This window comes from Burkholderia sp. FW306-1C-G01B (assembly GCF_058781685.1).
The window spans coordinates 114047-140847 of the sequence record NZ_JBYSWZ010000003.1; the positions used below are offsets into that span (position 1 = coordinate 114047).

24 protein-coding genes and 5 pseudogenes are annotated in these 26801 nt (G+C 66.6%); 16 read left to right on the forward strand and 13 right to left on the reverse strand.

Annotated features, from left to right (window positions below; genetic code table 11):
• Nucleotides 1–18: 18 nt before the first annotated feature.
• From AC3WLY_RS07845 to AC3WLY_RS07860, 4 genes are read right to left on the reverse strand one after another with little or no spacing between them, the layout of a single operon-like run.
• Nucleotides 19–978 carry an ABC transporter permease gene (locus tag AC3WLY_RS07845; protein ID WP_425132228.1) on the reverse strand — a complete coding sequence of 320 codons (960 nt, stop codon included), beginning with the start codon at nucleotides 976–978 and terminating at the stop codon, nucleotides 19–21.
• A complete protein-coding gene (locus AC3WLY_RS07850) occupies nucleotides 971–2008 on the reverse strand; it encodes an ABC transporter permease (protein ID WP_175964060.1) in 1038 nt (345 codons plus the stop codon). The genes AC3WLY_RS07845 and AC3WLY_RS07850 overlap by 8 nt, the downstream gene beginning before the upstream one ends.
• Nucleotides 2005–3564 carry a sugar ABC transporter ATP-binding protein gene (locus tag AC3WLY_RS07855; protein ID WP_492309729.1) on the reverse strand — a complete coding sequence of 520 codons (1560 nt, stop codon included), beginning with the start codon at nucleotides 3562–3564 and terminating at the stop codon, nucleotides 2005–2007. The genes AC3WLY_RS07850 and AC3WLY_RS07855 overlap by 4 nt, the downstream gene beginning before the upstream one ends.
• The gene (locus tag AC3WLY_RS07860) at nucleotides 3561–4571 is read right to left on the reverse strand and encodes a sugar ABC transporter substrate-binding protein (protein ID WP_492309730.1); all 1011 of its coding nucleotides are present in this window, start codon (nucleotides 4569–4571) and stop codon (nucleotides 3561–3563) included. The genes AC3WLY_RS07855 and AC3WLY_RS07860 overlap by 4 nt, the downstream gene beginning before the upstream one ends.
• Nucleotides 4572–4823: 252 nt before the next feature.
• On the opposite strand from AC3WLY_RS07860, the gene AC3WLY_RS07865 reads away from it, so the two are divergent.
• Both AC3WLY_RS07865 and AC3WLY_RS07870 read left to right on the forward strand, forming a co-directional pair.
• Nucleotides 4824–5900 (forward strand): substrate-binding domain-containing protein, encoded by a 1077-nt coding sequence (locus tag AC3WLY_RS07865; RefSeq protein WP_492309731.1) that lies wholly within the window; start codon nucleotides 4824–4826, stop codon nucleotides 5898–5900.
• A 72-nt stretch (nucleotides 5901–5972) separates the two neighbouring features.
• Nucleotides 5973–6503 carry an OsmC family protein gene (locus tag AC3WLY_RS07870; protein ID WP_175964064.1) on the forward strand — a complete coding sequence of 177 codons (531 nt, stop codon included), beginning with the start codon at nucleotides 5973–5975 and terminating at the stop codon, nucleotides 6501–6503.
• 50 nt (nucleotides 6504–6553) lie between these two features.
• Here the strand turns inward: AC3WLY_RS07870 and AC3WLY_RS07875 are convergent.
• Nucleotides 6554–6820 (reverse strand): annotated as a pseudogene (locus AC3WLY_RS07875) (ABC transporter ATP-binding protein); the annotation flags it as partial.
• Here AC3WLY_RS07875 and AC3WLY_RS07880 point away from each other — a divergent pair.
• Nucleotides 6805–7008, forward strand: a pseudogene (locus AC3WLY_RS07880) (MFS transporter); the annotation flags it as partial. The pseudogenes AC3WLY_RS07875 and AC3WLY_RS07880 sit on opposite strands and share 16 nt — an antisense overlap.
• Before the next feature lie 121 nt (nucleotides 7009–7129).
• On the opposite strand, the gene AC3WLY_RS07885 reads toward AC3WLY_RS07880, so the two are convergent.
• Nucleotides 7130–8530, reverse strand: coding sequence for an LLM class flavin-dependent oxidoreductase (locus AC3WLY_RS07885; RefSeq protein WP_492309732.1), 1401 nt, complete (start codon nucleotides 8528–8530; stop codon nucleotides 7130–7132).
• Nucleotides 8527–9786 carry an acyl-CoA dehydrogenase family protein gene (locus AC3WLY_RS07890; protein ID WP_492309733.1) on the reverse strand — a complete coding sequence of 420 codons (1260 nt, stop codon included), beginning with the start codon at nucleotides 9784–9786 and terminating at the stop codon, nucleotides 8527–8529. Before AC3WLY_RS07890 ends, AC3WLY_RS07885 begins: the two co-directional genes overlap by 4 nt.
• A gap of 294 nt (nucleotides 9787–10080) precedes the next feature.
• On the opposite strand from AC3WLY_RS07890, the gene AC3WLY_RS07895 reads away from it, so the two are divergent.
• A complete protein-coding gene (locus AC3WLY_RS07895) occupies nucleotides 10081–11319 on the forward strand; it encodes an SfnB family sulfur acquisition oxidoreductase (protein WP_492309734.1) in 1239 nt (412 codons plus the stop codon).
• Between the two features lie 246 nt (nucleotides 11320–11565).
• Here AC3WLY_RS07895 and deoC read toward each other — a convergent pair whose 3' ends face one another.
• Nucleotides 11566–12246, reverse strand: a complete 681-nt coding sequence (gene deoC / locus AC3WLY_RS07900; RefSeq protein ID WP_492309735.1) for a deoxyribose-phosphate aldolase — start codon at nucleotides 12244–12246, stop codon at nucleotides 11566–11568.
• Nucleotides 12247–12392: 146 nt separating this feature from the next.
• Between deoC and deoR the strand changes: the two genes are divergently transcribed.
• On the forward strand, nucleotides 12393–13163 hold the full coding sequence (gene deoR / locus AC3WLY_RS07905) for a DNA-binding transcriptional repressor DeoR (RefSeq protein ID WP_492309736.1): 771 nt from the start codon (nucleotides 12393–12395) through the stop codon (nucleotides 13161–13163).
• Between the two features lie 22 nt (nucleotides 13164–13185).
• Here the strand turns inward: deoR and AC3WLY_RS07910 are convergent, their stop codons facing one another.
• Genes AC3WLY_RS07910 through rbsK form a run of 3 tightly spaced genes read right to left on the reverse strand, consistent with a single transcriptional unit; the run spans nucleotide 13186 to nucleotide 16582 of the window.
• Nucleotides 13186–14238, reverse strand: a complete 1053-nt coding sequence (locus tag AC3WLY_RS07910) for an aldose 1-epimerase family protein (RefSeq protein WP_492309737.1) — start codon at nucleotides 14236–14238, stop codon at nucleotides 13186–13188.
• A 2-nt stretch (nucleotides 14239–14240) separates the two neighbouring features.
• Nucleotides 14241–15614 carry an L-fucose:H+ symporter permease gene (gene fucP / locus AC3WLY_RS07915; protein ID WP_175964069.1) on the reverse strand — a complete coding sequence of 458 codons (1374 nt, stop codon included), beginning with the start codon at nucleotides 15612–15614 and terminating at the stop codon, nucleotides 14241–14243.
• 41 nt (nucleotides 15615–15655) lie between these two features.
• Nucleotides 15656–16582 (reverse strand): ribokinase, encoded by a 927-nt coding sequence (rbsK, locus tag AC3WLY_RS07920; protein ID WP_175964070.1) that lies wholly within the window; start codon nucleotides 16580–16582, stop codon nucleotides 15656–15658.
• A gap of 890 nt (nucleotides 16583–17472) precedes the next feature.
• Between rbsK and AC3WLY_RS07925 the strand changes: the two genes are divergently transcribed.
• The 8 genes and pseudogenes from AC3WLY_RS07925 to AC3WLY_RS07960 all read left to right on the forward strand — a co-directional run bounded on the left by AC3WLY_RS07925 (nucleotide 17473) and on the right by AC3WLY_RS07960 (nucleotide 22835).
• Nucleotides 17473–17751 (forward strand): HU family DNA-binding protein, encoded by a 279-nt coding sequence (locus AC3WLY_RS07925; protein ID WP_425132217.1) that lies wholly within the window; start codon nucleotides 17473–17475, stop codon nucleotides 17749–17751.
• Nucleotides 17752–17785: 34 nt separating this feature from the next.
• Entirely contained in the window at nucleotides 17786–18901 is a 1116-nt protein-coding gene (locus tag AC3WLY_RS07930) for a PDDEXK nuclease domain-containing protein (protein ID WP_492309749.1), read from the forward strand.
• Between the two features lie 204 nt (nucleotides 18902–19105).
• Nucleotides 19106–19558 (forward strand): annotated as a pseudogene (locus tag AC3WLY_RS07935) (IS256 family transposase); the annotation flags it as partial.
• A gap of 51 nt (nucleotides 19559–19609) precedes the next feature.
• Nucleotides 19610–20971 carry a hypothetical protein gene (locus tag AC3WLY_RS07940; RefSeq protein ID WP_492309751.1) on the forward strand — a complete coding sequence of 454 codons (1362 nt, stop codon included), beginning with the start codon at nucleotides 19610–19612 and terminating at the stop codon, nucleotides 20969–20971.
• Between the two features lie 61 nt (nucleotides 20972–21032).
• Complete coding sequence (locus AC3WLY_RS07945; protein WP_310133542.1) at nucleotides 21033–21902, forward strand: S66 peptidase family protein; 870 nt, start codon at nucleotides 21033–21035, stop codon at nucleotides 21900–21902.
• 215 nt (nucleotides 21903–22117) lie between these two features.
• Nucleotides 22118–22318, forward strand: a pseudogene (locus AC3WLY_RS07950) (DDE-type integrase/transposase/recombinase); the annotation flags it as partial.
• A 71-nt stretch (nucleotides 22319–22389) separates the two neighbouring features.
• Nucleotides 22390–22608 (forward strand): annotated as a pseudogene (locus AC3WLY_RS07955) (DUF2384 domain-containing protein); the annotation flags it as partial.
• Nucleotides 22605–22835: an RES domain-containing protein gene (locus AC3WLY_RS07960; RefSeq protein ID WP_425132216.1), complete on the forward strand. Its 231-nt coding sequence runs from the start codon at nucleotides 22605–22607 to the stop codon at nucleotides 22833–22835. The pseudogene AC3WLY_RS07955 and the gene AC3WLY_RS07960, both read left to right, overlap by 4 nt.
• Before the next feature lie 273 nt (nucleotides 22836–23108).
• On the opposite strand, the gene AC3WLY_RS07965 is transcribed toward AC3WLY_RS07960, so the two are convergent.
• Nucleotides 23109–23492: a hypothetical protein gene (locus AC3WLY_RS07965; RefSeq protein ID WP_310133546.1), complete on the reverse strand. Its 384-nt coding sequence runs from the start codon at nucleotides 23490–23492 to the stop codon at nucleotides 23109–23111.
• 249 nt (nucleotides 23493–23741) lie between these two features.
• Between AC3WLY_RS07965 and AC3WLY_RS07970 the strand changes: the two genes are divergently transcribed.
• The 3 genes from AC3WLY_RS07970 (at nucleotide 23742) to AC3WLY_RS07980 (ending at nucleotide 25504) form a co-directional block, all read left to right on the forward strand.
• Entirely contained in the window at nucleotides 23742–24182 is a 441-nt protein-coding gene (locus AC3WLY_RS07970; protein ID WP_310133550.1) for an Hsp20/alpha crystallin family protein, read from the forward strand.
• A 15-nt stretch (nucleotides 24183–24197) separates the two neighbouring features.
• The gene (locus AC3WLY_RS07975; protein ID WP_425132215.1) at nucleotides 24198–24605 is read left to right on the forward strand and encodes an Hsp20/alpha crystallin family protein; all 408 of its coding nucleotides are present in this window, start codon (nucleotides 24198–24200) and stop codon (nucleotides 24603–24605) included.
• A 335-nt stretch (nucleotides 24606–24940) separates the two neighbouring features.
• Entirely contained in the window at nucleotides 24941–25504 is a 564-nt protein-coding gene (locus AC3WLY_RS07980; RefSeq protein ID WP_310134220.1) for an Hsp20/alpha crystallin family protein, read from the forward strand.
• 159 nt (nucleotides 25505–25663) lie between these two features.
• Here the strand turns inward: AC3WLY_RS07980 and AC3WLY_RS07985 are convergent, their stop codons facing one another.
• Nucleotides 25664–26743, reverse strand: coding sequence for an extracellular catalytic domain type 1 short-chain-length polyhydroxyalkanoate depolymerase (locus AC3WLY_RS07985; RefSeq protein WP_492309739.1), 1080 nt, complete (start codon nucleotides 26741–26743; stop codon nucleotides 25664–25666).
• Between the last annotated feature and the right edge of the window lie 58 nt (nucleotides 26744–26801).

The following is a 26801-nucleotide window of genomic DNA, read 5'->3' on the forward strand; positions in this document are numbered from 1 at the left end:
GGGGCGCGCGGCGCCGCGTCAAGCGGCTCGGCTGCGCCGTGTCGCGAAGCTCAGCGCGAGCACGGCGAGGATCAGCGCGCCGGTGGCCACCTGCTGCCAGTAGAAATTCCAGCCGATCAGCAGCAGCCCGTTGGCGACCAGGCTGATCAGCAGCACGCCGAGCAGTGTGCCGGTCACGCCGGGGCGGCGCATCGGCGACAGCGTCGTGCCGATGAACGTCGCGCCGATCGCGTTCAGCAGGAAACCGTTGCCGGCTTGCGGCACGTAGGCCTTGACCGTCGACGACAGCAGCAGGCCGACCACGCCGTAGACCAGTGCGCTCGCAACGCACGTCACGACGATGGTCGCCGCGACCGGCAGGCCCGAGTAGCGCGCCACGCCGGCCTGCGCGCCGAGCGCGATGCTGCGCCGCCCGAACGTGGAGTGCGCGAGCGCGACATGCACGGCGACGGCCAGCGTGCCGACGATCCACAGCGGCACCGGCGCGCCGGCGAACGTGCCGTGCGCGAGCGCCCCGAACAGCGGCGGCAACGCCGCATTCAGCAGGTAGACGGGCTGTCCGCCGCCGGTGGCGAGTTGCTGAACGGTCTGGCCGATGAACAGCGTGCCGAGCGTCGCGAGAAACGGCGCGATTCCGAGCCCGGCGATCAGCGCGCCGTTGAACGCGCCGACCAGCAGCGCCGCGCAAAGGCCGCCCGCGAGCGCGGGCAGCACGCCGACCTGCTGCGCGCACAGTTGCACGAACACGAGGCTGGCGAAGTCGATCGCGGTGCCGAGCGACAGGTCGACCGCGCCGATCGACAGCGCGAGCGTCATGCCGAGCGCGGCAATCGCCAGCAGTGCGAAGTTGTTGGTCAGCACGTCGGCGAGGTTGGCGGGCCGCGCGAACCCGGGCGCGCACACCGCGAAGAAGACGAATACCGCGACGAGCGCGGCCACGAGCGAGAACCGCTGCAGGCGGTCGGTCCATTCAGTCATGGGCGGGGTCTTCCGCATGGCGGCGCCGAATCACGGCGGTCGTCGCGACGACGAACAGGATCGACGCGCCTTCGACGCCGTTGATCCAGTAGCTCGAGACGTTGTCGAGCTGAAAGCCGTTGCCGACGATGCCGATGAACAGCACGGCGAGCAGCGTACCCGGCACCGTCGGCACGAGCCGCCGCGAGAACACGACGCCGAGCAGCGCGGCCGCGACGACGGCCAGCAGGTTTTCGCCGGCACCGGGCGCGCTGCCGCTCAGCAACGCGCTCGACGCGAGCGCGGCGAGCGCGGCCGCGATCCCGCTCAGCACGTAGCTGGCCGCGACATAGGCGTTCACGCGCAGCCCGGCGGCGCGCGCGGCGTGGCGATGTGCACCGGTCGCGGCGAGCCGCAGGCCGAAGCGGGTCCGGTGAACCAGCACGGTAAACAGCAGTGCGGCGCCCGGCAGCGCGTACGCGAGATGCGGGATATCGAACGGGCCGTTGCCGAGCAGGAACGCCAGCAGCGGGCTTGCCGCCGCGACCGAGGTGTTTTGCGTCAGCACCAGTTCGAAGCCGGCGCACAGGTTCATCGTCGTCAGCGTGGCGAGCAGCGGGAAGATGCGCAGCACGATCACCGCGAACGCGTTCAGCGCGCCGACGGCCGCGCCGGTGGCGAGCATCAGCGCGAGCGCCGCGCCATCCGTCGCGCCGTCGCGCAGCGCGACTGCCTGCACGGCCGCGCACAGGCCCAGGTTCGCCGCGACCGACAGGTCGAGGCCGCCGCGGATCGGGTCCGGGCCGCCGCCGATCAGCACGACCGTCAGGCCGAAGCCGAGCAAGCCGATCACGACGGATTGCTGCAGCACGTTCGCGAGATTCGCAACCGTGAGAAAGAGCGGCGAACTGGCGGCGAATGCCGCGAACACCACCGCGAACGCCAGCAGTGCGCCCCAGCGCAGCCAGAATTGCGCGTCCGATACAGCCGGCGGCCGCGCGAAAGCGGCGCCGCCGGATGCCTGCGGCTGGCTGTCGAGCGGCCGGCTCATGCGGCGACCTCCCGTGGCGGCGTGCGGCCGCGCGCGCCGCTCGCCCACGCGAGCAGGTCCTGGCGAGTGGTGTCGCGCGTCGCGACCTCGTGCACGATCCGGCCGCGCGCCATCACGAGCACGCGGTCGGCGAGCTCCAGCAGTTCGAGCAGGTCGCTGGAAAACAGCAGGATCGCGGCCCCGTCGCGCGCGAGCCGGTCGAGCAGCCGGTAGATTTCCGCCTTGGCGCCGATATCGACGCCCACCGTCGGCTCGTCGAGCAGGTACACGGGCGAGGTCCGCTCGGCGCCGCGGCTCAGCCATTTTGCGAGCGCGACCTTCTGCTGGTTGCCGCCGGACAGCTGGCGCACCGGCGCGTCCGGGCCCGGCGTCCGGATGCCCAGGTCCGCGATCAGCCGCCGCACCGTGTCGTCCTCCCGGCGCCGCGCGAGCAAGCCGGCACGGCTGAACCGCCCGAGGCTCGCGAGCGTGACGTTCTCGCGCACCGACAGCGCCGGCGCGACGCCGTGCGAGCGGCGGTCTTCCGGCACGAACGCGATGCCGTGCCGGACCGCGTCGCGCGGGCCGCGCAGCCGGGCCATGCGGCCGTCGATGCCGATCTTGCCCTGCATGCCGCGCTCCAGGCCGAACAGGCCGCGTACGACCTGCTTGCCGCCGGAGCCGAGCAGCCCCGTCATGCCGACGATCTCGCCGCGCCGCACGTCGAACGACACGTCGTCGAAACGACCGCGCACGGACAACCCGGTCACCTGCAGCACCGGCTGACCGGGCACGCGGGACGGTCCGCGCGGGCGCGGCGCGGCGTCCGTGCCGAGCATCGCCGCGACGAGCGCTTCCGTCGACGTGGTGCGCGCGTCGACGTGCGCGACGTCGACGCCGTCGCGCAGCACAGTCACGCGATCGCACAGCGTCGCGATCTCGTCCAGGTAGTGCGATACGTAGAGGATCGTCAGTCCGCGCTGCCGCAGACGGTCCAGGGTCTGCAGAAGCCGGTCGACCTCGCGGCTCACGAGCGCAGCGGTCGGCTCGTCGAGCACGAGGATGCGCGGGTCGCGCATCAGCGCGCGCGTGATCTGCACGATCTGCCGCTCGGCAACGCTGAGCTCGGCGATCAGCCGGTCCGGCGGCAGCGCGATGCCGAAATGCCGCTGCAGCGCATCGTGCGCCGCGCGCCGCATGCGCCGCATGTCGAGCAGCCCGGGCGCCCCCGCGCCGAACGCGGGCTCGCGGCCGAGCGCCAGCGCTTCGGCGACCGTGAAGGTGGCCGGCAGCAGGCGCTCCTGGTGAATGAATTCGATGCCGGACGACGGCGCGCGCGACCCGTTGGCGGCGAGCGGCCGCGCGACGCCGTCGATCTCGAGCGTGCCGCCGTCGGCCGTGTCGATGCCGGCGAGTATCCGGATCAGCGTCGACTTGCCCGCGCCGTTCTGGCCGATCAGGCCGTGCACGGTGCCGCGCGCGACGTCCAGCGACGCGCCGCGCAACGCCGGCACGCCGTCGAAGCGCTTGACGATCCCGCGCAGCGCCAGCGCGGACGGGCCCGCGCCGGCGCTCATTGCGGCCCCGTCTGCCCGAGCGTCCGTTGCGCCGTGCCGGCGTTGTCCTTCGTGACGAGCAGCGACGGCACGTACGTATAGGGCGGCAGCGCGCGGTCTCCGGCCAGGTAGCGCGCGACGTTGTCGACCGCCGTCTTGCCGATCAGCGCGGGCTGCTGCGCGACCACGGCGGCCGCGCTCGATTTCGGGTCCTTCACGAGCGCGACGACGTCGGGGCTGCCGTCCACCGCGTAGGTCTTGATCTCGCTGCGGCGCGCGGCGTCGACGGCCTGCGTCGCGCCGACCTGCGGCACGTCCCACGCGGCCCAGATCGCGGCGATCTGTCCTTTCGGATACTTGCCGAGCAGCTGGCTCACCTGCGCGTACGCGCTCTGGACCGTGTTCGGAATCACGTCGCGCAGCTCGGGCTGGATGATCTTCACCTTCGGGTAATACTTCAGCACGGCCTTCAACTGGTCGTAGCGGATCGCGCACACCGGCACGCCGTAGAAGCCGTTGAACACCAGGATGTTGCCTTCGCCGTGGATGTCGTTGACGAGCTTCAGCGCGAGCTGCTCGCCGATGAAGAAGTTGTCCGAGGTCGTGACGTTCAGGCTCGACGGCGAGGCCGTGTCGATCGTGAACAGCGGAATGCCGGCCTGCCGGATCTTCTGCAGCCACGGCTCCAGCACGGTCGCCGTGCCGAGCTGCTCGATGATGGCGTCCGGCTTCTGCGCGATCAGCGTCTGGATCTGCGCGATCTGCCGGTTGTCGTTGCGGCCGGCATCGAGCGCGATCGGCGTGCCGCCCAGGCGTTTCACTTCATCGATCGCGCCCTGGTAGGCCTTCAGGTCCCAGTAGTGATCGGTGCCGATCGCGGTGATGCCGATTCGCTTGCCTTTCAGCGACGGCACCGCGGCGCTGGCCGGCGCGTTGCCTTGCGCGCGGACCGGAGAGAGGGCGCCGGTGGCCGCGAGCGCCAGCAGTGCGCCGGCCAGCGAGCGGCGGATTCGATGGGGACGTGTCATGGCGTCGAAGGATCCGAAGGAAATGAACGGGCTGAATCGTGCGACTGTAGTCAACCCCGGGCGCGGTCTCCAACCATCGATTCCTGCGACGGTTATCACGCGCGCGCTCGATTGCTTATTCCCGGATCGAAGCGATGCCACCGCAACCGATTTGACGTCCGAAGGAATATCCATTGCCGAATCGCTCGGTTTGAGCGCGCGTGTCGCGCTGATAGATTGTGCGGATATCGTCCCAACGGAGACAGGCAGACCATGCGACCGTCGCTTCGCCGCAAGCCGCGTATCGACCGGAAGGTCGACGCGCTCGCGCTGTTTTTTGCAGCTGCATTGGCCGCGCTCGCATCCGCGGCGCACGCCGGCCCGCTCAAGGGCGCGCCCGCACCGTTCGACAAGGGCGGCGTGAAGATCGCGCTCGTCAACTATCTGTCGACCGGCGACTTCTTCCAGGCCTACGAGGCTGGCGCGCAGAAGCAGGCGAAGGCGCTCGGCGTCGATTTTCGCATCTACGAGGGCCGGCAGGACGCGGCCGAACAGCGCGAGCAGATCCAGCAGGCGATCGGCATCGGCGTGTCCGCGATCATCGTCAACCACGGCTTGCCCGAAGCGTTGAAGGACGTCGTCCAGCGCGCGCTGGACAAGGGGATCAAGGTCGTCGCGTTCGACGTCGATCTCGGCAATCCGAAGGTGCCGCAAATCGAGCAGAGCGATCGCGACCTGGCCAACCTGCTGCTCGGTCAGGCGGTCAAGGACAACGGCGACGCGTTCGCGGCCGGTTATGTGTATGTCGCCGGCTTTGCGCCGCTCGACCGGCGCGATGCCGCATGGCGCGACTTCAAGCGCGCGCACCCGAAGGTGCAGGAAAAGGCGCGCTGGGGCACCGTCGACAATCCGATCGCGCAATCGGTCGCGAATCAGGCGGCAGCGGCCTATCGCGCGAATCCCGACATTCGCGTCGTGTTCGCGCCTTACGACGAGTTCGCGCGCGGCGCGAAGCTCGCCGCGGACGAAGCGAAGCTGTCGTCGAAGATCCGCATCTACAGCGCGGATATCTCGACCGCGGACATCGAGGCCATCCGCGCGCCGAACAGCGCGTGGGTCGCGACGGCCGCGACCAATCCGGCGGTCGTCGGCGCCGTGTCGGTGCGGGCCGCCGCGCTGCTCGTCGCCGGCCAGGATCCGGGAGCGCGCATCGTCGTCAAGCCGACGCTGATCACGCGCGACGATCTCGTGAAAAACGACATCCGGACCGTGGCCGAACTCGGCGCGAAGTTCTCGGCGTTCCGCGCGAGCGACGCGGCGACTGCCGCATGGATTCCGAAGGCGGACTGAGCGCCGCCGACAGCGGGCGGCGGACGCCGCCCTGCGCGAAGCACAACCGACTGACGCACCGACGACCCGGCCATGACGACCCTGAACGACTATCTCGCCCAAAAACGCGACGCCTGGCGCGCGAAGCAGGATGCGGCACGCAACGATCCCGATTTCAAGGCGACGCCGCTGAAGGCGACCGTGCGCGCGCTCGGCCGCAGCGGCGTGCGGGAGATCCGCATTCGCGACTTCCAGGTGATCAGCGACAGTCCGCCCGACTTCGCGGGCTACAACCTCGGGCCCGCGTCGCCGGAGCTGCAGCTCGGCGTGCTGGGCAGTTGCCTCACGCACATCACGCTGATCCAGGCCGCCGAGCGCGGCCTGAAGATCGATGCGATCGAGGTGGAGGTGACCGGCGACCAGCATCCGCTCGCGCAGCAGCCGGGTTTCGAGCATGTGCCCGTGTTCCCGCACAACCTCCGCTATACGCTCGACATCGTGTCGCCCGAGCCGCCCGACGCGATTCGCGCGCTGCATCAGGCAGTCGAAGCGGTCTGCCCGATCTTCAACCTGCTGAGGTTGCCGCAGACCATCGACGGCGAACTGCGGCACACCCGTGCATGACGCGCCGCGGCGGCACGCTCGCAGGACTGGCCGGCTCATGCCAGGGAGTTTCAAGCCCCCCGGATTCCGGATGCCTGATGGCCGTGCGGCTGGGGTCTCGCGCCGTCGGCACGATCGTGAAAGCGCTGGAACGCGTCCAGCAACCGCGCGCGTTGCGCGGCCAGCGACGGATCGCGCCGATCGCGCGGCCGTGCGACCTCGACGTGGATCTCGTCGTCGACGCGGCCCGGGTTCGGTGCGAGCATCAGCACGCGATCGCCGAGATACAGTGCCTCGTCGAGATCATGCGTGACGACGATCGCGGCCATCCGGTGTCGGCTTCGGGCGTTCGCTGTGCGGCATCGGCCAGGCGCTTGCGCTGTTCGTGCTGCCGATCCTGCAGGCCCGTCTCGGTACGGACATGTTCTGGGTCGTCGCGATCAGTGCGGTCACGCCGATCGTGTTCCTGTTGATCGTGCGTGACGAGCCGACGGCGCGCGACATCGACGACGAAAGCGCCGCGTAAGCGCTGGCGGGGGAGCGTTCACCGCCCCGGAAAATACCAACGGCTTCGTCGGACCGCACGAAGCCGTTTGCGCTGAAGCCGGTCGCCGCCGAATGCGGGCAAGCCGGCTTCGACCTTGCCGTCACGCGCTGACGGTCTCCCGCTCGGCATCGCGCTTGACCTGCTCGATATCGCGAAACTGCGCGGCCGGATGCTCGTCCGGCAGCCGCGCCGAGCCGCCGAACAGTTTCTCGCGCAGCGTGCCCGGCGCATACTGCGTCGGATAGACGCCGCGCCGTTGCAGTTCCGGAACGAGAAAGCGCACGATGTCTTCGAAGGTTTCATGCGCGACCGCATACGCGAGATTGAAGCCATCCACGTCGGTTGCGGCAACCCATTCCTGCAGGATGTCCGCCACGGTCGCCGCCGACCCGACGAACACCGGGCCGAGTCCGCCGATGCCGCCCCATGCCGCCAGCGCCTCGATCGTCCACGCGGTGTCGCCGCCCGCCAGGTGCTCGACCGCCGACACGATCGCATTGGTTTCGACGCGCCTGACCGGATCGGCCGGCGCATACTGGCCGAAGTCGATGCCGGTCCAGCCGGACATGAACACCAGCGAGCCGTCGTACGACACGTAGCGGCGGTATTCGTCGAACTTGGCCTGTGCCTTCTCGTCGGTTTCGTCGACGATCACCGTGACGAGGTTGTAGATCAGCACCCAGCGCGGATCGCGGCCCGCGGCGGCGGCCTGCGCGCGCACATCGGCCACGTAGCGCGCGAGCTGCTCGCGGGTCGGCGCGGCGACGAACACGCATTCGGCGTGCTGCGCGGCGAACGCCTTGCCGGGGCCGGACGCGCCGGCCTGGAACAGCACCGGCGTGCGCTGCGGCGATGGTTCGCACAGGTGATAGCCGGGCACGTCGAAGAAGCGGCCCTTGTGGCCGATCTCGTGCACCTTCTCGGGATGCGTGAACACGCGGCCGTCGCGATCGCGCACCACCGCGCCGTCTTCCCAGCTGCCCTCGAACAGCTTGTACAGCACCTCGACGTATTCGGCCGCGACCGCATAACGGTCGTCGTGCGTGCGCAAGCCGTGATCGCCGACGTTCTTCGCGCCACTTTCCAGATAGGACGTGACGATGTTCCACGCGAGCCGGCCCTTGGTGTGATGGTCGGCGGTCGACAGCCGGCGCGCGAACGTGTACGGGTGCTCGAACGTGGTCGACGCGGTGATGCCGATGCCGAGATGCTCGGTCGCCATCGCGATCGGCGCCGCGAGCTGCAGCGGGTCGTTGACCGGAATCTGCGCGGCCTGGTGCAGCGCGTGGTAGTTGCTGCCCTTGTAGACGTCGTAATAGCCGATCACGTCCGCGATGAAGATCGCGTCGAAGATCCCGCGTTCGAGGATGCGGGCGAGGTCGGTCCAGTAATCGAGGTCCTTGTACTGCCACGAACGGTCGCGCGGATGCGCCCACAGCCCCGGCGACTGATGGCCGACGCAGTTCATCTCGAACGCGTTGAAGCGGATGGTCTTGCTCATCGAACGGCTCCCGTTTCCGTACTCGGGCTCGTGCCGTTGCCGACGCGCCAGACGAACGGCGGCGTACGGCCGTTGATGACCCAGTCGCCGACGATCCTGGCCTTGTAGACGAGCGGATTGTGCGACGACACCGTGCGCGCATTGCGCCAGTGGCGGTCGAGCGCGGTCGTGCTGCGCGTGGCGGACGCACCGAGCGCGTCGAACAGGCGTGTCGCGGCGCGCAGTACGAGTTCGGACACGACGAGCTGGCTCTGCGCGGATTCGATTTCGGCCGCGACGTTCGCGTCGTGCTCGGCCTGTTCGTCGCCACCGAAGCGGGTTTCGTAGGCGAGCTGAAGCGGCTGCGCGGCGCGCAGCGCGAGCGCGTCGGCCGCGTAGGCCCATGACGCGATCTCGCCGATCACCTGCTGGAGCTGCGCATCGTCGCCCGCGCGTGCGGCGTTGCCGTGGCTGTACACGCGGGTGCGAGCGCGCACGAGCGCGCCCGCGTCGCGCACGATCGCGTGGCCGATGCCGGCCAGCGTCGCGACGTGGAAGAGCTGGTAGAACGCGGTCTGGTACTTGAAGCGGCGTGCGAAGTCGATCACGTTGTCGGCGTCGACCGTCGCATTCTCGAAGTGCGTCGTGCCGCTGCCGGTGGTCGTCTGGCCGAAGCCGTCCCAGTCGTCTTCTCTGATCACGCCGGGCTGTGCGGTCGCGACGGCGACGATCACGTCGCTGCCGTCGTGCGCGCGCTGCGCGAACACGTCGATCCAGTCGGCGAACAGGCTGCCCGTGCTGTAGAACTTTCGCCCGTTCAGCACGAGCCGGCCGTTCTGCTCCGACACCTTCGTGATGGTCTGGCCGAGCGGCACGTCGCCGGCCTCCGACCACGCGTTGCCGACGAGCTGGCCGCTCGCGAACCGGTCGAACCATGTCGTGCGTTGCGGCCCGGGCGGCGTGTTCAGCCAGTCCTCGACGAACGCGAAGTGTCCACGCAACGCCTGCGGCAGATTGGAATCGGCGGCGGCGAGCTCGATCAAGAGCCGGAACAACTGCGGCAGCGATGCGCCGGCACCGCCGTCGCGTACCGGCAGCCGTATCGCGCCGAAGCCGGCCGCCTTCAGCCAGCCGATCGCTTCGTGCGGCAGTTCGCGGCGGCGTTCGCGTTCGGCGGTGCCAGCGGCGATGCGGTCGAATATCGGCCGGAACCGGCTCGCGAGTGCGTCGTAGTCGGTGCCGGTGGAAAGCTCGGTGTCTGCGTGCGACGAAGTCATGCGGATTTCCTCGAAGGGCGGTGCCGTTTTTGCGCCGGGAGGCCAGTATAGGAAGCGCGGGGCGGGCGTTCCAATAACGGATTCGCAGATCGTTATCGTCGACGAGCATTACGCGGACCGGCTGGGGACGCTCCGCCGTTCGGGCATCGATTGCGACGCTGAAGCATGATGTCGCGTGCGTGAATCTCGATGTCGTTTGTGATCCGAAGGAATATCGTTACGAGAATCGCTCGGTTTGCCGACCTGCAGCGCACTGCTAGATTGAACGCTTTCGCGATTCGACAGGAGGGTCCGATGTCAGATACGAGCGCCACGATTCAGCAGCGGTCGGCCGAAGCGAAACCGCAAGCGGCCCACGTGATCGCCGACGACGCGCAGGCGATCGCGGCCGCGCATGCGCTGGCGCAGCGGCTTGCGGAAGGCGCCGCCGAACGCGATCGGGAGCGCCGGTTGCCACGCGACGAGATCGAATGGTTCTCGCAGTCGGGGCTATGGGCGATCACGGTGCCGAAGGCATACGGCGGCGCGGGCGTATCGCATGTGACGCTCACCGAGGTGATCAAGATCGTCGCGGCGGCCGATGCGTCGCTCGGACAGTTGCCGCAGAACCATTTCGGGCTGGTCGACGTGATCGCACTGGTCGGCACCGACGCGCAGAAGCGCTATTTCTTCGCGGAAGTGCTGAGTGGCAAGCGGTTCGGCAACGGCTTCTCGGAGAAGGGCACGAAGCACGTGCTCGATCTGAAGACGCGCGTGCGCCGCGACGGCGACGACTATGTCGTCGACGGCACGAAGTTCTACTCGACGGGCGCGCTGTTCGCGCATTACGTGCCGGTGCTCGGTCTCGACGACGCGCAGCACGCGTGGCTTGCATACGTGCCGCAGCCGACGCCGGGGCTGACCGTGATCGACGACTGGTCGGGGTTCGGGCAGCGCACGACCGCGAGCGGCACGGTGGTGCTCGACGGCGTGCGCGTGCCCGCGTCGCATGTGCTGCCCGCGCAGCGCGTATCGGACGAGCCGACGCTCAATGGCCCGCTGTCGCAGATCATCCAGGCGGCGATCGATGCCGGCATCGCGAAAGCGGCCATCGACGATACGCTGGCGTTCGTGCGCGCCCGTACGCGGCCGTGGGTCGACAGCGGCGTCGAACGAGCGGCAGACGATCCGCTGATCCTCCGCGAGATCGGCCGTCTGCATATTCAGCTTCATGCGGCGGAAGCGCTGCTCGAACGCGCGGCGCGCACGCTCGACGAGATCGGCGCGCGCGGCACGGTGACTGGCGACGATGTCGCGCGCGCGTCGGTCGCGGTCGGCGAAGCGAAGGTGCTGACGACCGAGATCGCGCTGCTCGCGGGTGAGAAGCTGTTCGAGCTGGCCGGCACGCAGTCGACGCTCGCCGAGCACAATCTCGACCGGCATTGGCGTAACGCGCGCACGCATACGTTGCACGATCCGGTGCGGTGGAAGTATCACCTCGTCGGCAACTACTACCTGAACGGCGTGCGTCCGGCGCGCCATGCGTGGAATTGAGCCGCTCGCGATCCGGCCGATAGCGGATACGCACGTTTCGCAAGTCGCCGACGGTGGCCGTGATTTGCGGATGATCGGTTGCTTTTTTGGATCGAAGCTGCGCTTTGGCTCGCCTCCCGAAGCAGGCAAGCTGAATGCGGATCCACGCTTCACGGCTTGCCGTGGTGACGGACGAACGGCTCTTGGCGGTGAATGGAGTTCGACACCGCCGCTGACAGTCCGGTTCGTGCACCCGCCCTTCGCGCATCAATACGCCGAATCGTTGCCGCCCTGATCGGTGACGATCGCCACTCCCGAGCTCGTGCCGAGCCGCGTCGCGCCGGCTTCGAGCATCGCGAGCGCGGCCGCGCGGTCGCGCACGCCGCCCGATGCCTTCACGCCGAGGTCCGGCCCGACCGTGCGGCGCATCAGCGCGACATCCGCGAGCGTCGCGCCGCCATGGCCGAACCCCGTCGACGTCTTCACGAACGCGACGCCGAGATCGCGGCACATCTCGCACACGCGCACCTTCTCGTCGTCGCTCAGCAGCCCCGCCTCGAGGATCACCTTCAGCGGCACCGCGCCGCATGCGTGCTGCACGGCCGCGATGTCGGCCTTCACGTCGTCGGCGCGGCCGCTCTTCAGCGCGCCGAGGTTGATCACCATGTCGATCTCGCCGGCGCCCGCCGCGATCGCGGCCGACGCCTCGAATGCCTTCGCGGCCGACAGCGCCGCGCCGAGCGGAAAGCCGACCACCGCGCAGACGAGCACGCCGGTATCGGCCAGCTCGCGTGCGGCGAGCGGCACGTTCGCCGAATTCACGCAGACCGAGTAAAAGCGATGCGCGGCCGCCTGGCGGCAGAGTTCGCGGATCTGCGCGTCGTTCGCGTCGGGCGCGAGCAGCGTGTGATCGATGGTTTGGGCGAGTTGGGCGTTGGAAAGCGGCATGTTTCAGGACTCCACGGATCGTGCGCCGGAAAGGCACACGGAAAGTTGATGTTTTCACATCGGTTTGTTACAAATACGACATTCCGGCCGGGCCCGCGCGCCCGGCACGACGAGCGACGAGTGCGACAGGCACGCAGGATACAGGCATGGAAACGAAGAAGGGCGAACGGATCAAGACGCTGATGAACGTGCTGCAAGGGCAGAACGCGATTCATCTGAGGGAAGTCGCCGAGCTGTTCGGCGTGTCCGAGATGACGATCCGCCGCGATCTCGCGGACAACCCGCACGGCCTGAGTCTGATCGGCGGCTACGTGACGCGCCATTTCGCCGCGCAGCGCAGCGACATCGGCGAGTACCTGATCAGCGCCGAGAACAACCGTCAGACCGAGGAAAAGCGCCGCATCGGCAAGCTGGCCGCGCAGTTCGTGACGACCGGCGACACGATCTTCGTCGACTGCGGCTCGACCACGCCGTTCATCGTCGACTTCATTCCGGACGACCTCGAATTCACGGCCGTCTGCAATTCGCTGAACGTGTTCGCGAAGCTGCAGCAAAAGCCGCATTGCAGCGTGATCCTGTGCGGCGGCGCGTATCACCGCAAGAACATGGTGTTCGAGTCGGTCGCCGAAACCGGCATCCTCGACACGGTGCGCGTGTCGAAGGCGTTCATCTCCGCGGCCGGCGTGAGCGACCGCTGCGGCGTCACGTGCTTCAACTTCCACGAAGTCGACGTGAAGAAGAAGGTGATGGCGCGCGCGCAGAACCGCTTCCTGCTCGTCGACCACACGAAGTTCGACGAAGTGCGCGCGGCCTATTTCGCCGAACTGACCGACTTCAACTATGTGATCTCCGACGGGCAACTGGGCAGCCGCTACGAAACGGCGATCCGCGAACACGGGATCGCGCTCGTGACCTGACGCAACGCGGCCGCGCATCGTTTCACGCATCGCGTGCTTCCGCCGCGCTCAGGTAACCGGTCACCACGTCGAAGCGGCGCGTCGCGCCCGGCGCGAGTGCCGCGACATGGCCCTTGCGGCGTTCGGCTTCATACCCCTCCGGCTCGCAGGTCGACGGCAGCGCGAACGCGGCGACCTGCTGGTCCGCGTTGTGCAGGATCCAGCGCGTCGCATGCGGGAACTGTTCGGGGCGGTACGCGGTGTGGAATGCGCTGCCGTCCGGATGCGCGAGCAGGAAATGCGCGACGCCGTCTGCATCCGTTTCCGCACCGTTCATGAAAAACACGATCTCGGGGTCGTACAGTGCGGGCGCATCGAGCGTCGCGAGCCGTTCCGGTTCGCGTGCGAGCGTGGCCGTGTATTCGCGCCACGCGGCGGTCGGCTTCACGTGCGCGGGCACGCTTTCACGCAATCGCGACCCGCCGCGCGGCAGCGACTGCACGAAGCGGCCGCCCGGCACGTATGCATAGTTCAGGTGTGCCATGTACATCAGGTCCATCGGTGCGCCGCCGAGATTCGTCACGTCCATCGCGATCGTCATCTGCGCGTCGTGTTCCGCGAGCCGTACCGACGGACGCGCGACGTAGTGGCTGCCGAAGCCCTGCGCGTATTCGTATTCGCCGGTCACTTCGGCTGTTGCGCCGTGCGCATCCGTGCCGACGATCAGGCTCGCACGATCCATCGGTGCGCACGGCATCTCGCCGTGCAGCGCGTGCGTGTCGTCCGGGCCCGGGCAGCCGTTGCGCAGCAGCCCGCTGTGGAACATGAAGCAGCCGTAGGTATCGATGATCGACGCCGCGCGCTTCGGCTGCCGGAACATGTGCTTCATCGTCAGGTCGCGGCCGTCGAACGCGGCGGCCCAGATCATCTGGCCGAGATACGGCAGCACGACGACATGGCCGCGGCGGTTCTCGAGCTTCAGCGCCTCGACGCCGGACGGATACGCGAACGCGGTGACGGTGATGCCGTCGGTGCGGTACAGCGTGCGCGGCGTGTCGCGGAAGTCGTCGCGCCGCAGTTCGATCTCGCCTCGCATGGTTACGCTCCCGACGTGGTGCGCGTCGCGGCGTAGCGCGCGGGTGCGTTGCCGTCGGCTGCCGCGTCGGGCGTCGCGGCCGGCAGGTGGCGCAGGCAGTAGAAGCCGTAGTAGACGATCACGACGAAGCATGCGAGCGGCACGGCGAACGCGAGCTGCATGTTGCCGCCGGTATGGTCGGAGATCAGCCCCTGGATCAGCGGCACGACCGCGCCGCCGACGATGCTCATCACGAGGATCGAGCCGCCGTATTCGGTGTCCTTGCCGAGGCCGTCGATCGTGAGGCCGTAGATCGTCGGCCAGCACGGGCCGAGGAACGCGCTCACGCACACTGCTGCGTAGACGGCCGTGATGTTATGCACGCTGATCGTGTACGCGAGCAGCGCGATGCACAGGATGCCGTAGACGATCAGCACCTTGGCCGGCCCGACGCGCTTCATCACGAGCGTCGCGACCAGCTTGCCGACGAAGAACGCGAAGAACGTCGCGAGCAGGTAGCGCGATGCGCCGCGCTCGGTCAGGCCGCCGATCTGCATCGCGAGCCGGATCGTGAAGCTCCATACGCCGACCTGCGCGCCGACGTACAGGAACTGCGCGACGATGCCCGCGACGAAGCGCCGGTTGCCGAACAGGCGCGCGAGCGTGCCGCGCGCGTCGATCCTGTGCGTGGCCGCGCTCGGCCCGTTGCCCTTGCAGGCCGGGTAGGGCGTGAGCGCAAACACGATGAATACCGCGACGAGCACGACGATCAGCCATTTGTACGGCTCGAGCGTGGCCTGGATCATCGCGAGCTGGTGCACGTGCGCGTCGGCCGCCGACATTGCCGCGAGCTGCGCATGCGACGCATCGCCTTCCTTGAAGATCAGGAAGCTGCCCATGTACACGCCGGCCATCGCGCCGAACGGGTAGAACGTTTGCGAGATGTTCAGCCGCCGCGTGCTGGTGTCGCGCGGGCCCATCAGCGTCGAATACGAGTTCGACGCCGTCTCGAGGAACGACAGGCCCGCGGCGATCACGAACAGCGCGACGAGGAACATCCCGTACTTCGCCATCGACGCAGCCGGGAAGAACAGCAGGCAGCCGGTCGTGTAGAGCAGCAGGCCGACGAGGATCGTCGTCTTGTAGCTGAACTTCTTCACGACGGTCGCGGCGGGGATCGCGAGGAAGAAGTAGCCGAGATAGAACGCGGACTGCACGAACGCCGATTCGAAGTCGGACAGGAAGAACGATTTCTTGAACTGCGCGATCAGCACGTCGTTCAGGTTCGCGGCGGTGCCCCACAGCGCGAACAGGCAGCACAGCAGCGTGAATGCGAACAGCGGTGTGCGGGTCAGGTAATAGCCGTCGGGGGTGTGTTCGATTCTGGCTCGGCTCACGGGTGTCTCCTTCCCAATTGTCTCGTCGATGAAGGCGCCGGTCAGAGGCCGGCGTCGCGGAGGAAGCGTTCGAACGTCGCGGCGTCGGCGTACGACTTCTGCGTGCCGAGGCCGGTGACCGAATGCGCGGCGTACGCGGATGCGTGGCGCATCGCGTCGATCGCGTCGTGCGACGCGGCGTAGCAGCGCGCGAAGCAGCCGATATATGCGTCGCCGGCGCCCGTCGTATCGCGCGCGTCGACCGGCACGCCCGGCACGTGCCGCACGCCGTCGCGCGACACGAGCAGCGAGCCCTTGTCGCCGAGCGTGACAAGCACGTGCTTCAGGCCGCGCGCGACCAGCGCTTCGGCGGCGCGCGCCGCGGTGTCGCGCGAATCGACCGGCATGCCCGACACGATCGCGAGCTCGGTTTCGTTCGGCACGAAGAATTCGACGGAGCGAATCCGCTCGAAATCGAGATCGGCCACCGCGGGCGCGGGGTTCAGCAAAACGGGGATGCCGTGCCGCGCGCCGAACGCGATCGCGTGATAGACGGTGTCGAGTTCGATCTCGAGCTGCAGCACGATCAGCGCGCATTCGGCGAGCGCCGGCGCGGCCGCGTCGATGTCGGCCGGCTTCAGGTGGCGGTTCGCGCCCTTGACGATCAGGATGCTGTTGCTCGAATCGGGTTCGACGAAGATCGGCGCGACGCCGCTCGGCACGCCGGCGACCTTGCGCACGTGCGTGGTGTCGATCCCCTCGCGCTCGAAGTTGCGGATCGTGTTGTCGGCGAACACGTCGTCGCCGACTTTCGTCACCATCACGACGCGCGCGCCGAGGCGCGCGGCCGCGACCGCCTGGTTCGCGCCCTTGCCGCCGCAGCCGAGCTCGAAGTTCGGTGCTTCGAGCGTTTCGCCCCGGGCGGGCATGCGCGCGACATAGGTCACGAGGTCGACCATGTTGCTGCCGATGACGGCGATTGTCTCCATCTGCGTCTCTTCCTTGGTATGGGGTGCGCCGCATGCGCGGTCGGCGGCGGCCTGCAACGAGTGATAATAAAATCACATTTAATGTGAAAGTGCAATCTCCAGATGTTATGCGGGTCACTATTTGGGATGGAGGCGTGCGTTGCTGTCGACGTGCACTTTCCAATTGAGGTGGGGCGGAACTCGACTCAATGCGAGCAGGTGGAATAACCTGGCGTCGGCGCTCTCTACGCGGGTGACAGAAGGCGAAGGGCGTGGCATGGATGCACGGGACGCCGACCGCACGGGGTGGTTCAACATAGACGCCGTTCGGAACGACGACAGACCTGCAAGGACCGTGTGACGCCTCGTCGACGTTGCGGCGCTCAATCGCGAGAACTGAAGGGAAACATATTAAGGGCTATGTTCCCCTTCAGTTCGGGACATCGAGCGAGCGCCCCGGGCTTATGGCGCTTGCACAACTAAAGTTGTGGCTAAACTTCAACTAAAGATGTGTCTAGGGCCGGGCTGCCGGTGGCGGGCACGAGGGAGGCGGGAGACGCGGCACGAACCGATCCCGTAGTCGGCGCACGTCGACCGGGCAGATTCGGCGGGGAAACAGTCAAATTGCGCGATACCGGAAGCCGGGCCACATAGTCAGCGCGAGTGATGGCACCCACACTAGCTCGATAGTTGTATGAGCGCCGGCCGGGCTGAAAACGTTCGCGATTGCTCTGGGCGAGCGTGGCTGCGACAGGCGTAAGTCGGAGTTCGTTGGTGGGCTGCACGCCGCAGGCAGTGGGGGGACGGAGGCCAGCGAGTTGGAAGGTCTTGCTGCACTGATCGCCAGCGATTTGCGTGTTTGCAGCGGGATGAGGTGGGGTGCAGCTTTGACTTTGTTGCCGAGGCTGTTCATGAACAAGCAGGAGCTCATCGAAGCGGTCGCAGCGGGCGCGGGTGTCAGCAAAACCGACGCGAGCAAAACCGTCCAGGCAGCCTTGGACGCGATCACGGACGCGGTGAGTCGCGGCGAATCGGTACAGCTCATCGGTTTCGGCGCGTTTTCGCAGGGGCAGCGAGCCGCCCGCACGGGACGTAATCCGACGACGGGCGCGGAGATTGCCATCCCGGCCGCGAATACCGTGAAGTTCGCGGCCGGCAAGGCGTTCAAGGACGTGGTGAACGCACTGTGACGCAGCGCGATGTCGGGCAGGCCGGTTTGCGGGACTGCACCGTGAAATTGCTGATGTAGTCGCGTCGGCGCGCGAAGCGACGGCTCGCACGGTGAACGCCCTGATGACGGCGACATATTGGGAGATCGGGCGACGAATCGTTGAGTTCGAGCAGGGCGGGGCGGGACGGGCCGCTTATGGCGAGGAGGTGATCCGCCGTTTGGGCGCCGATCTGTCAGAGCGATTCGGTCGCGGCTTCGGATGGCGCAATCTCGCACAGATGCGCGCCTTTTACTTGACGTGGCCTGCGGACCGGATTGTGCAGACAGCGTCTGCACAATCCACGCCCGCCCGGATATTGCAGACAGCGTCTGCAAAATCAACCAAGGCAGTTCTGAAGGCGCCGACAGGCGTGGCGTTTGAGCTGAATTCTATCGCTCAGGCTTTTCCGTTGCCCTGGTCCGCCTACGTTCGCCTCCTCGCGGTGAAAGCGCAAGCTGCTCGCGACTTTTACGAGGCCGAAGCGCTGCGTGAGGGCTGGTCTGTGCGACAGCTTGACCGCCAGATCAGCAGTCAGCGCTATGAGCGGCTGGTGCTGTCACGCAACAAGGCGTCCTTGTTCGGAAAGGCGGCTGAAGCGCAACCCGGCGATCTTCTATCGCCTGAAGAAGCGATCCGCGATCCGTTTGTCCTCGAATTTCTTGACATAAAGGACGAATATTCGGAGTCGGATCTGGAAGCGGCCTTGATTCAGCACTTGGCGGACTTCCTACTCGAGCTCGGTGATGACTTTGCGTTCATAGGTCGCCAGCGGCGTCTACGGATCGATGACACCTGGTTTCGAGTCGACCTCGTGTTTTTTCACCGGCGCTTGCGATGCCTGCTCATTATCGATTTGAAGGTCGGGCGCTTCAGCTATGCGGACGCGGGGCAGATGCATCTCTACCTCAACTACGCGCGTGAACATTGGATGAAGCCCGGCGAGAACCCCCCGGTTGGCTTGATTCTGTGTGCTGAAAAAGGCGCGGCGGAGGCGCATTATGCGCTCGACAACCTACCGAACAAGATACTCGCAGCGGAGTATCAGATGGTCCTGCCGGACGAGGCCACGTTTGCTCGAGAATTGGAGCGTACTAGGATCGAGCTGGAGCGCCGTGGCCGCAAGACGTGACTTCCCGTCCGAGGCTCGGAGGTGTTTGGACACGCGTGGATGGGCGAATACGATGAAGCGGTCGTCCGGTAAATTTTGATGTTTCCGGCACTGGCAATCAAGCTATGCGGACCTATCCGTGATTTCGTGGGCGAGGCAATGGAATGGACGCCTCCCACCCCGTGAGTTGCGGAGGTGGCAAGAATGAGGAAAGGGAAAGATAGCGAAGGTGGCCCGGTCCGGGTCGACGTGCCTCGTGACCGTGACGGCAGCTTCGAGCCGATCCTGATCCCCAAGCACGAGCGCCGCTTCACCGGCTTCGACGAACGCATCATTGCGATGTACGCCCGCGGCATGAGCGTGCGCGAGATTCAGGCCTTTCTGGCCGAGCACTATGGCACTGAAGTCTCGCCTGACTTCATCAGCTCGGTCACCGACGAGGTGATGGCCGAGGCGCTGAGCTGGCAGAACCGTCCGCTCGAAGCGATGTATCCGGTGGTGTTCTTCGACGCACTGCGGGTCAAGATCCGCGACGACGGCGTGGTCAGCAACAAGGCCGTCGATCTGGCCTTGGGCATCCAGGCCGACGGCTAGCGCGACGTACTGGGGCTCTGGATCGAGCAGACCGAGGGGGCCAAGTTCTGGCTCAAGGTGTTCAACGAACTCAAGACGCGCGGTGCCGCCGTATATCGCGATCGACGCGACGGCGTTCGACCGCGTGCCCGAGTCGTGCGCGGCACGTTCGTGACCGGCGCGGCCGAGCTTGCGTGTGCTGCGCTGCGCGACGCCGGGCCGAACGTGTTCGCCGAACGCATGCTCGCGATCTTCGACATGCCTGTCGGCGACTACATGCGAGAGCTGGCGCGCTATCGGCCCGCTGCGCCGATGGATCCGCCGTTCCGGCATGCGCTGCGGCGGGCGCTGGACCGCAGCGGCCTGTCGGACGCGGACGCCGCGCACGCGCTCGCCGGCCTCGAGCACGGCCGGACGTTGCAGACGAGCGGTCACCTGACGCTGAGCAACGGTCCCGGCTTCTTCGGCGTCGACTGGCTGTCGACGCTGGCTGCGACCGGCCCCGATACGCCCTGCGTGATCGGCGTATTCAGCGGCGTGCCGTTCAACAATGACGCGAAATCGGGGTGCCTGAATTTCCGCGACCGCTACGGCTTGCGCGACGTGATCGACGCGCGCTGCCCGGCGTGGCGCGAGCTGGCGCGCGCGGATCGCGATCGCCGTCACGGGACGCGCGAGCGGCGCGTCTCGCTCGTCCCGACCCGCCTTGTACGCAGGCTCGTATTCGGCGCCCGCGTGCCGGACCGCACGCACGAGCTGCTGCCGTATCTGAGCGAACCGTTGCAGCGCATCGTGCCGCCCGCGATACCCGGCGACATGTCCGCGCTCGCGACCACGATGTGCGCACGGCTGGAGAGCGCAATCTTCGGCCGTCCGATGGTGTTCGTCGATCTATGCGAGCTGGTATCCGACTATCTGCAGACGGTGCTGCTCGACGACGCGCACCCGATGGCGCGGCTGTGTTTCGATGCCGCGTTGAACACGCGGCTGCGGCAGGCGCTGCCGCAGGTTTCCTGGTTCAGCTTCGCGGGGCCGGACGGCGATCGCTGCGAGCAACTGCGCGTCGACGGCGCCCGCCTGACCGGACGGGGCTTCGACCTGGGCTGGGAGCCGGCGTCGGTCGCGGCGGCGCTGCGGGACCGCGTGCTGTGTCCGGGCCTGTTCCCGGTGTTCGCATCGATCGCATTCGTGAACCAGTTCCAGTGCTTCGGCAGCTTCAACCAGGTTCAGTACCTCACGCAGATGAAGCGCGTGCTGTCGCAGTTGCGCGGATTCGACGGCGACTCGATCGCCGCGATACCGACCGACGCGTTGACGCTGGGGAGGGTGCGCAACAACGACGGCGCCGAGGTGCATCCGATCGACGTGCTGCTCGGCTCGCCGATCGAATGGAACCCGCATCGTTCGGTCGGCGATTTCGCATCGACGGTAATTCTGAAGCGGCGCTGGCAGCGAAACGGATTCGCGGACGCCGGAGGCGGGCCTCCCCACGCGTTCGATGCCGCCTTGCGGGGGTGAGCGGCGCGCGGGCGGTGTCGGGTATAGTCAGCGGGTTCTTTATCCTTACGGTATCCGTTCAATGGAATCAAGACGCAAGACAGTGGGCGTAGTCGCGCCCGCGGGTGTGCCCGATCCGCAAGGCATCGAGCGTGGCATCGCGCTGGTCGAGAGCTGGGGCTTCAAGGTCACGACGGGCGCGCATCTCGGCAGCCGGTACCGCTATTTCGCCGGTACCGCCAAGGAGCGCGCGGACGATCTGCGGCGCATGCTGATGGACCCGTCGATCGACATCGTCTGGCTCGCGCGGGGAGGATTCGGTTGCGCGCACCTGCTCGAGCACCTGCCCGACGAGATCGCGACGCCGAAGACGATCATCGGTTTTTCCGACGCGACGTCGCTGTTCTGCGCGCTCGCCGACCGGCCCGGCGTGCGCTTGTTGCATGGTCCGACATTCCACAGCCTGGCGACCAAGGTCGACGACGCGACGCGTGCCGACATGCGCGCCGTGCTGACCGGTGGCAAACGCGCCCCGCTGAGCCTGCGGCATTTGTCCGGCGCCCCTGGTGCGGTGCGGGGACGTCTGTGCGGCGGCAACGTGACGGTGCTCGCGAGCGTCGCGGGTACACGCTGGTCGCTTCGCTCACGCGACGCGATCGTACTGCTGGAGGACGTGACGGAATTCGGCTACCGGCTCGACCGCAGCCTGACGCAACTGCGTCTGAGCGGCGCGTTCGACGGGGCCCGCGCGTTCGTGCTCGGGCAATTCACGCGCTGCCCGATCCCGGACGGCGCGGATTTCACGCTCGAGCAGATGCTTGTCGACGTGCTGGGCGGCTTCGGCCTGCCGATCTACTCGGGTCTGCCGATCGGACATGAACACCGCAACATCACTTGGCAATACGGCAATCAGGCTGCCATCGAGAACAGCGCGATCCGGTTCGTCGCGTAGCGTCGAATCTAGAAGGACAGGAACGCGTAGGTTCTGTCGCAATAAGACCGTCTGGTAGCGTGACGAGACGAGAGCGAGGGAGTCGAGAGCGAGGGAGTCGAGAGATGAACCCGAAGCTGAATACCGGCCTGGCAAAAGTGTTCAAGCGCCTACATTATCCTTTCGATGTGGTGTTGTTGTGCGTGCGCTGGTACGTCGCTTACCCGCTGAGCCTTCGGCATCTTGACAACATCGTCGAGCAGGACCGCCGAGCGATCAAACGGCGAACTCGCCCGATGATGGGCTTCAAGAATTTTCGATGTGCGAGGATAGTGCTCGGCGGCATCGAAGTAATGCATATGATCCGAAAAGGGCAAATGAAGTCGACTCGCAAGAATCAGACAGCTGCAGAGCAATTCTATTCGTTGGCTTTCTAAGGAATCCTGGGGATCCCAGGGACGTCTGTCGACCTTCGTCCTTATCGCGACAGAACACCGTGGCGCTGGCCCCGGAGTCGGCGTCGGTTCAGCACTTCCTGCGCGAGGCGATCCGCGTGATTCGCGCCGCGACCGACCTGTCCGGTGACGTGCACCGCGCGTTGTTCTGGTACCGCAACGAGCCGCTGGCCGTGTTCGATTATCAGACGGCCGAAACGCTGGTTTCCGCCGGCCGGGCCGAGGACGTGCTGCGCTACGTCGTCTCGCCGGAAGCGGGCGCGGCCGGATGATCCTCAAGCCACTGCAAGACGTCATCGCGTACCGGATGCACCGGCCCAAGTGGGCGGTCGCGCCTGCCAGTGGCGCCGGGGCCGCGAAGGCCGGCGGGCGGGCGAACCGGATCGGCACGCCGGCTCTGTACCTGGCGCTCGAAGTGGCCACCGCGGTGGCCGAGTATCAGCAAGTGTCGTTCAGAAAGGAAGTTACTATCCCGGCGATTTACGCCGCGTACGTATAGTCTCCCGGCGCGAACTGCCCGTTGCCCCGCTGGATCGTGCCGGCGATCCGGATGTCCTGCTGGATCGGCAATGCCCGCGGCAGTGGCGCAATAGCAATCACCGTTGCAGGGACGGCGCCCGCGGCCAGGGCGGCCGCGGCGAACAATCGGCGTGACCCTATTTTCATGGCGGTACTCCCATTCCGCGACCAGCGCCGCCACGTTCGCGCCTTGTCCGCATGGCACGAGGCGGGAGCCGGCACCGGCCGCATGGCGAGGCGCCGGACCGATCGCTCATTCGATCGGCGGTGCCGCCCCCAGCTTCTCTGACAACATTCGCTCGTACACACCAAAGTGTAGATCGACCTCCTTCTGCGTGACGTGAGAGACCGTGATGGTGATCTGGTCAGGTAACAGGCCCAACACGACCGCGACCGCAGCTTCAAGTTGCGGTGCACAAACCTTGTCCTCCACCATCGTCGTGCCGACCAGCACATCGTAGGTCTTCTCCTGTCGACAGACGACCTCGACGAGTCGCGCCCGCGCGCTCATGTTGTTGTCGATCGCGAGCCTGACGACCTCGGTCACAGTGCGCATCGTCTCGGTCGGAAACCCCTTCGTCGAGCGCAGCCGGATACGATGCCTGCCCAGCGTAAGCCAGTCCGTGTCGAATTCCATGGCGTCCTCCGTATGCCGTTCCAAGCCGCTGCGATGATAGGTTCCAGTGCCGAAATTTCAAGTGCGAAAATCTGCCGATGCCCCTTGAAATTTTCCGTAGAGTTCCTATCTTAAGTTTCGCTCAGGCAGACGCGCGAGTCGCTTCATTCCGCGCGCTGCGTGTTTCGATTTGTTTGCCAGCAGTCTGGCAGGCGAACTGGAGCGCGTAGGCCCGTTCGCCTCCCGGCTGCACTCAAGGAGGATACGATCGTGAGCGATCTTTACTTCGGAACCGACCTCTTCAGCGAGTTCGACCGCCTGCAGCAGCAGATGGCGCAACTCTTCGGCGGCTTCCCGTCCAGCATCCGCGCCGGCCGGCTCGGCGCGTTTCCTCAGATCAACATCGGCGCGACCGACGAGTCGATCGAAATCGTCGCCTTCGCGCCCGGCGTCGATGCCGCCGCGCTCGACGTATCGATCGACAAGGGCCTGCTGACCATCAGCGGCGAACGCAAATCGACACAACCGGACACGGGAAGCGAGACGCGCACCTATGCGCAGGAGCGCTTTGTAGGCATCTTCCGACGCGTCATCGAATTGCCCGACACCGCCGATCCGGACAAGGTCCAGGCGCGCTACGAAAATGGCTGCCTGTCGATCAGTGTCGGCAGGCGCGAGTCGTCCAAGCCGCGCGCCATCACTGTCCAGTAACCCGAGGAGCCGATCATGACTGACACGACCCAACTGGCTGAACGCGACCAATCCACCGCAGCACGTCGCGACACTGAACAGCCCAAGCGCCGGATCACGCTCACCCCGGCCGTCGACATATACGAGGACAGCCAGGGCGTCACGCTGTGGGCCGACCTGCCCGGCGTGACGAAGGACAAGCTGGACGTCAAGGTTCACGACAGCAGCCTCTCGATCGAAGCCGAGGCGATCGTGCCGACGCCGGCAAATCTGCGGCTGCAGCATGCCGAGGTCCGCGAACCGCACTTCGCCCGGACGTTCACGCTGTCACCGGATTTCGATACGTCAAAGATCGAGGCGAGCCTCCAGGACGGGGTGCTGAAGCTGACGATCCCACGCCGCGACGAAGCGCGCCCACGGCGCATTGAAGTCAAGACCAGCTGATCCGTCAGCTAGGGCAGGTCAGGAGCATGGGCGGCAGCGATCGCGCTGCCGCCGCCGCGAATCAGGAGCACGGAGCCCGGTGTCTGATGTCACGCAGGAATCCTGGAAAGGACATGTGATCCATATCCGCACCAATTCCGTTGCGACAGATCGTGGCACGCATGTCCGCACCGGACGGCTAGGTCGCGATCGTCCGGATCGAAAGGAGCGGTGAGGTGTTGGCGGACTGGCATCTGCCGCGCTTCAGCGAACGCTGGGCAAGCTCGGAGCGCGCTCGCTACCTGATGCGCTGGCCGCCATGGTCAAAACAGCTTGAAGCTGAATCGGAGGACGTCATGAATGCCGATTTGAAAAAGTGGAACCCCTTCAAGTTCCTTCGCGGAGCTACCCGCAAGCCGGATGCAGAAGGCCCGGAAAGCCCGCCGACAAGCGAACCGTGGCGGGCCTCGTGGCCTGACATTCCGCGGCTGTTCTCACGCGAACCGTGGCGTGCAGTGGAGGAATTCTTTCACGACCCGTTTGCAGGCCGTGGCGCGCTCGAACGATGGTTTGGCGATTTCAGTTCATCGCGCTTCCAGCCGCGCATCGACGTCGTCGACGAAGGGCAGGTGCTGCGCGTGACCGCCGAACTGCCCGGAATGGAGCGCGAAGATCTGAAGGTGAGCGTCGAGGATGGGGCGATCGTGCTGCGCGGCGAGAAAAAGCAGGATGTGCGCAGCGAGGAAAACGGCTGCTACCGGCTGGAGCGCGCCCATGGAAGCTTCATGCGCACGATACCGATGCCGGAAAATGCCGACCCCGATCACACCTTGGCGAAGTTTGACAACGGTGTCCTCACGTTGACCGTGCCGAAATCGGAGCCGGCGCACACTGTGAGTCGCACGATCGATATCGGCTAGGGCAAGCACGGAAAGTGCCACGATGGAGGGCGGATATCGAACGCAACGAATCCATGGATGACGGTCGCCAGCCGAGGTAGAAGGGTCGTTACGGAAATGCATGAAGCCGGAGACTCTCGACGCATATCGCGCTGCTTATCCCACGATACGCCGGACGCGTCATGCCGCGCCGCGCCGCTGCCGGCGAAAAAAATCCCACAGCATCGCCGTCGCGTCAGGGCCCTTGTCGGAATGAAACGCTTCGCGAGGGTCGCCACCGCTCCATGCGTGACCGAGCCCTCGAACGATGCAGATCCTCACGACGAGCCGGCCGGTCTTCAGAAAGTCCACGTAGTCGACCGCATCGCGAGTGTATGTTCGCTGTTCGCCGACGCGTAACTCGCCTTGCGCATCGACCAGCCGGTTGAGCCGTGCAAATTCGATGCCGAGCTGTGCGGCGTTGCGCTTCGCGACGACGACATCGAGCTCACCGTGGACGATGATGGCAGGCATGCCCGGATAGCTGGATACGTCGACCGACGCCTCGATCAGGCGCAGCGGATCTTCACGACTACCATTACGCATGACGCGCATGGCGGCCATGGCGGAACTGGTGACACCGAACACCGGGCCCGAGTGTAGACCGACGGCGGCAAAGAGCGCGGGGTAGTGAATCCCTAGAACCGCAGCGAGGCCGGCTCCCGCCGAGATGCCCGCGAGATAGACGCGCTGATGGTTGAAGCCGTGTTCCCGGACGATCGCCGCGACGAGCGATGCGACGGCAGGCGCCTCGGAGTGCGTCAGGTTCTCGTGCCAATGCCAGCATCGGTGAGGGTGCGTGGTCTTCGCCTGCTCGGGAAGCAGCACCGCAAAACCGGCCCGATCGGCGAGCCTGCAAATGCGCGTGCCGGCGGCGAACGACTCCACAGTCTGCCGGCAACCATGCAGCATGACGACGAGGGGCAGCCCCGTCGGCGACGGCGCGGTGGCCGGCAGATACAACGCGTACGTGAGATGGTTGACGAGCCGACCGGCCAATGGCGGCGCGGAGTGAAACGAGCGTATCCACCGACCGGCCGTCCGCATCGATGGAGGGCGACCCGTGCGCGGTTTGCCGACGCGCTTCGCGGCGACCGGGTGAGCGGTCTTGACCGTCGACGGCTTGCGCGCGACGGTTTTCCTCTTCTTCGGCCGCGAGACCGTCAGGCTGGAGAGCAGACGGAGACCGCTGAGCCAGACGCTGGTCTTTTTCCTGGGCATGGACGCTTGCAGTAAGGCTTCGCTGTCGATGTCACGCGTCGATGGCGGGTTTGCGTTC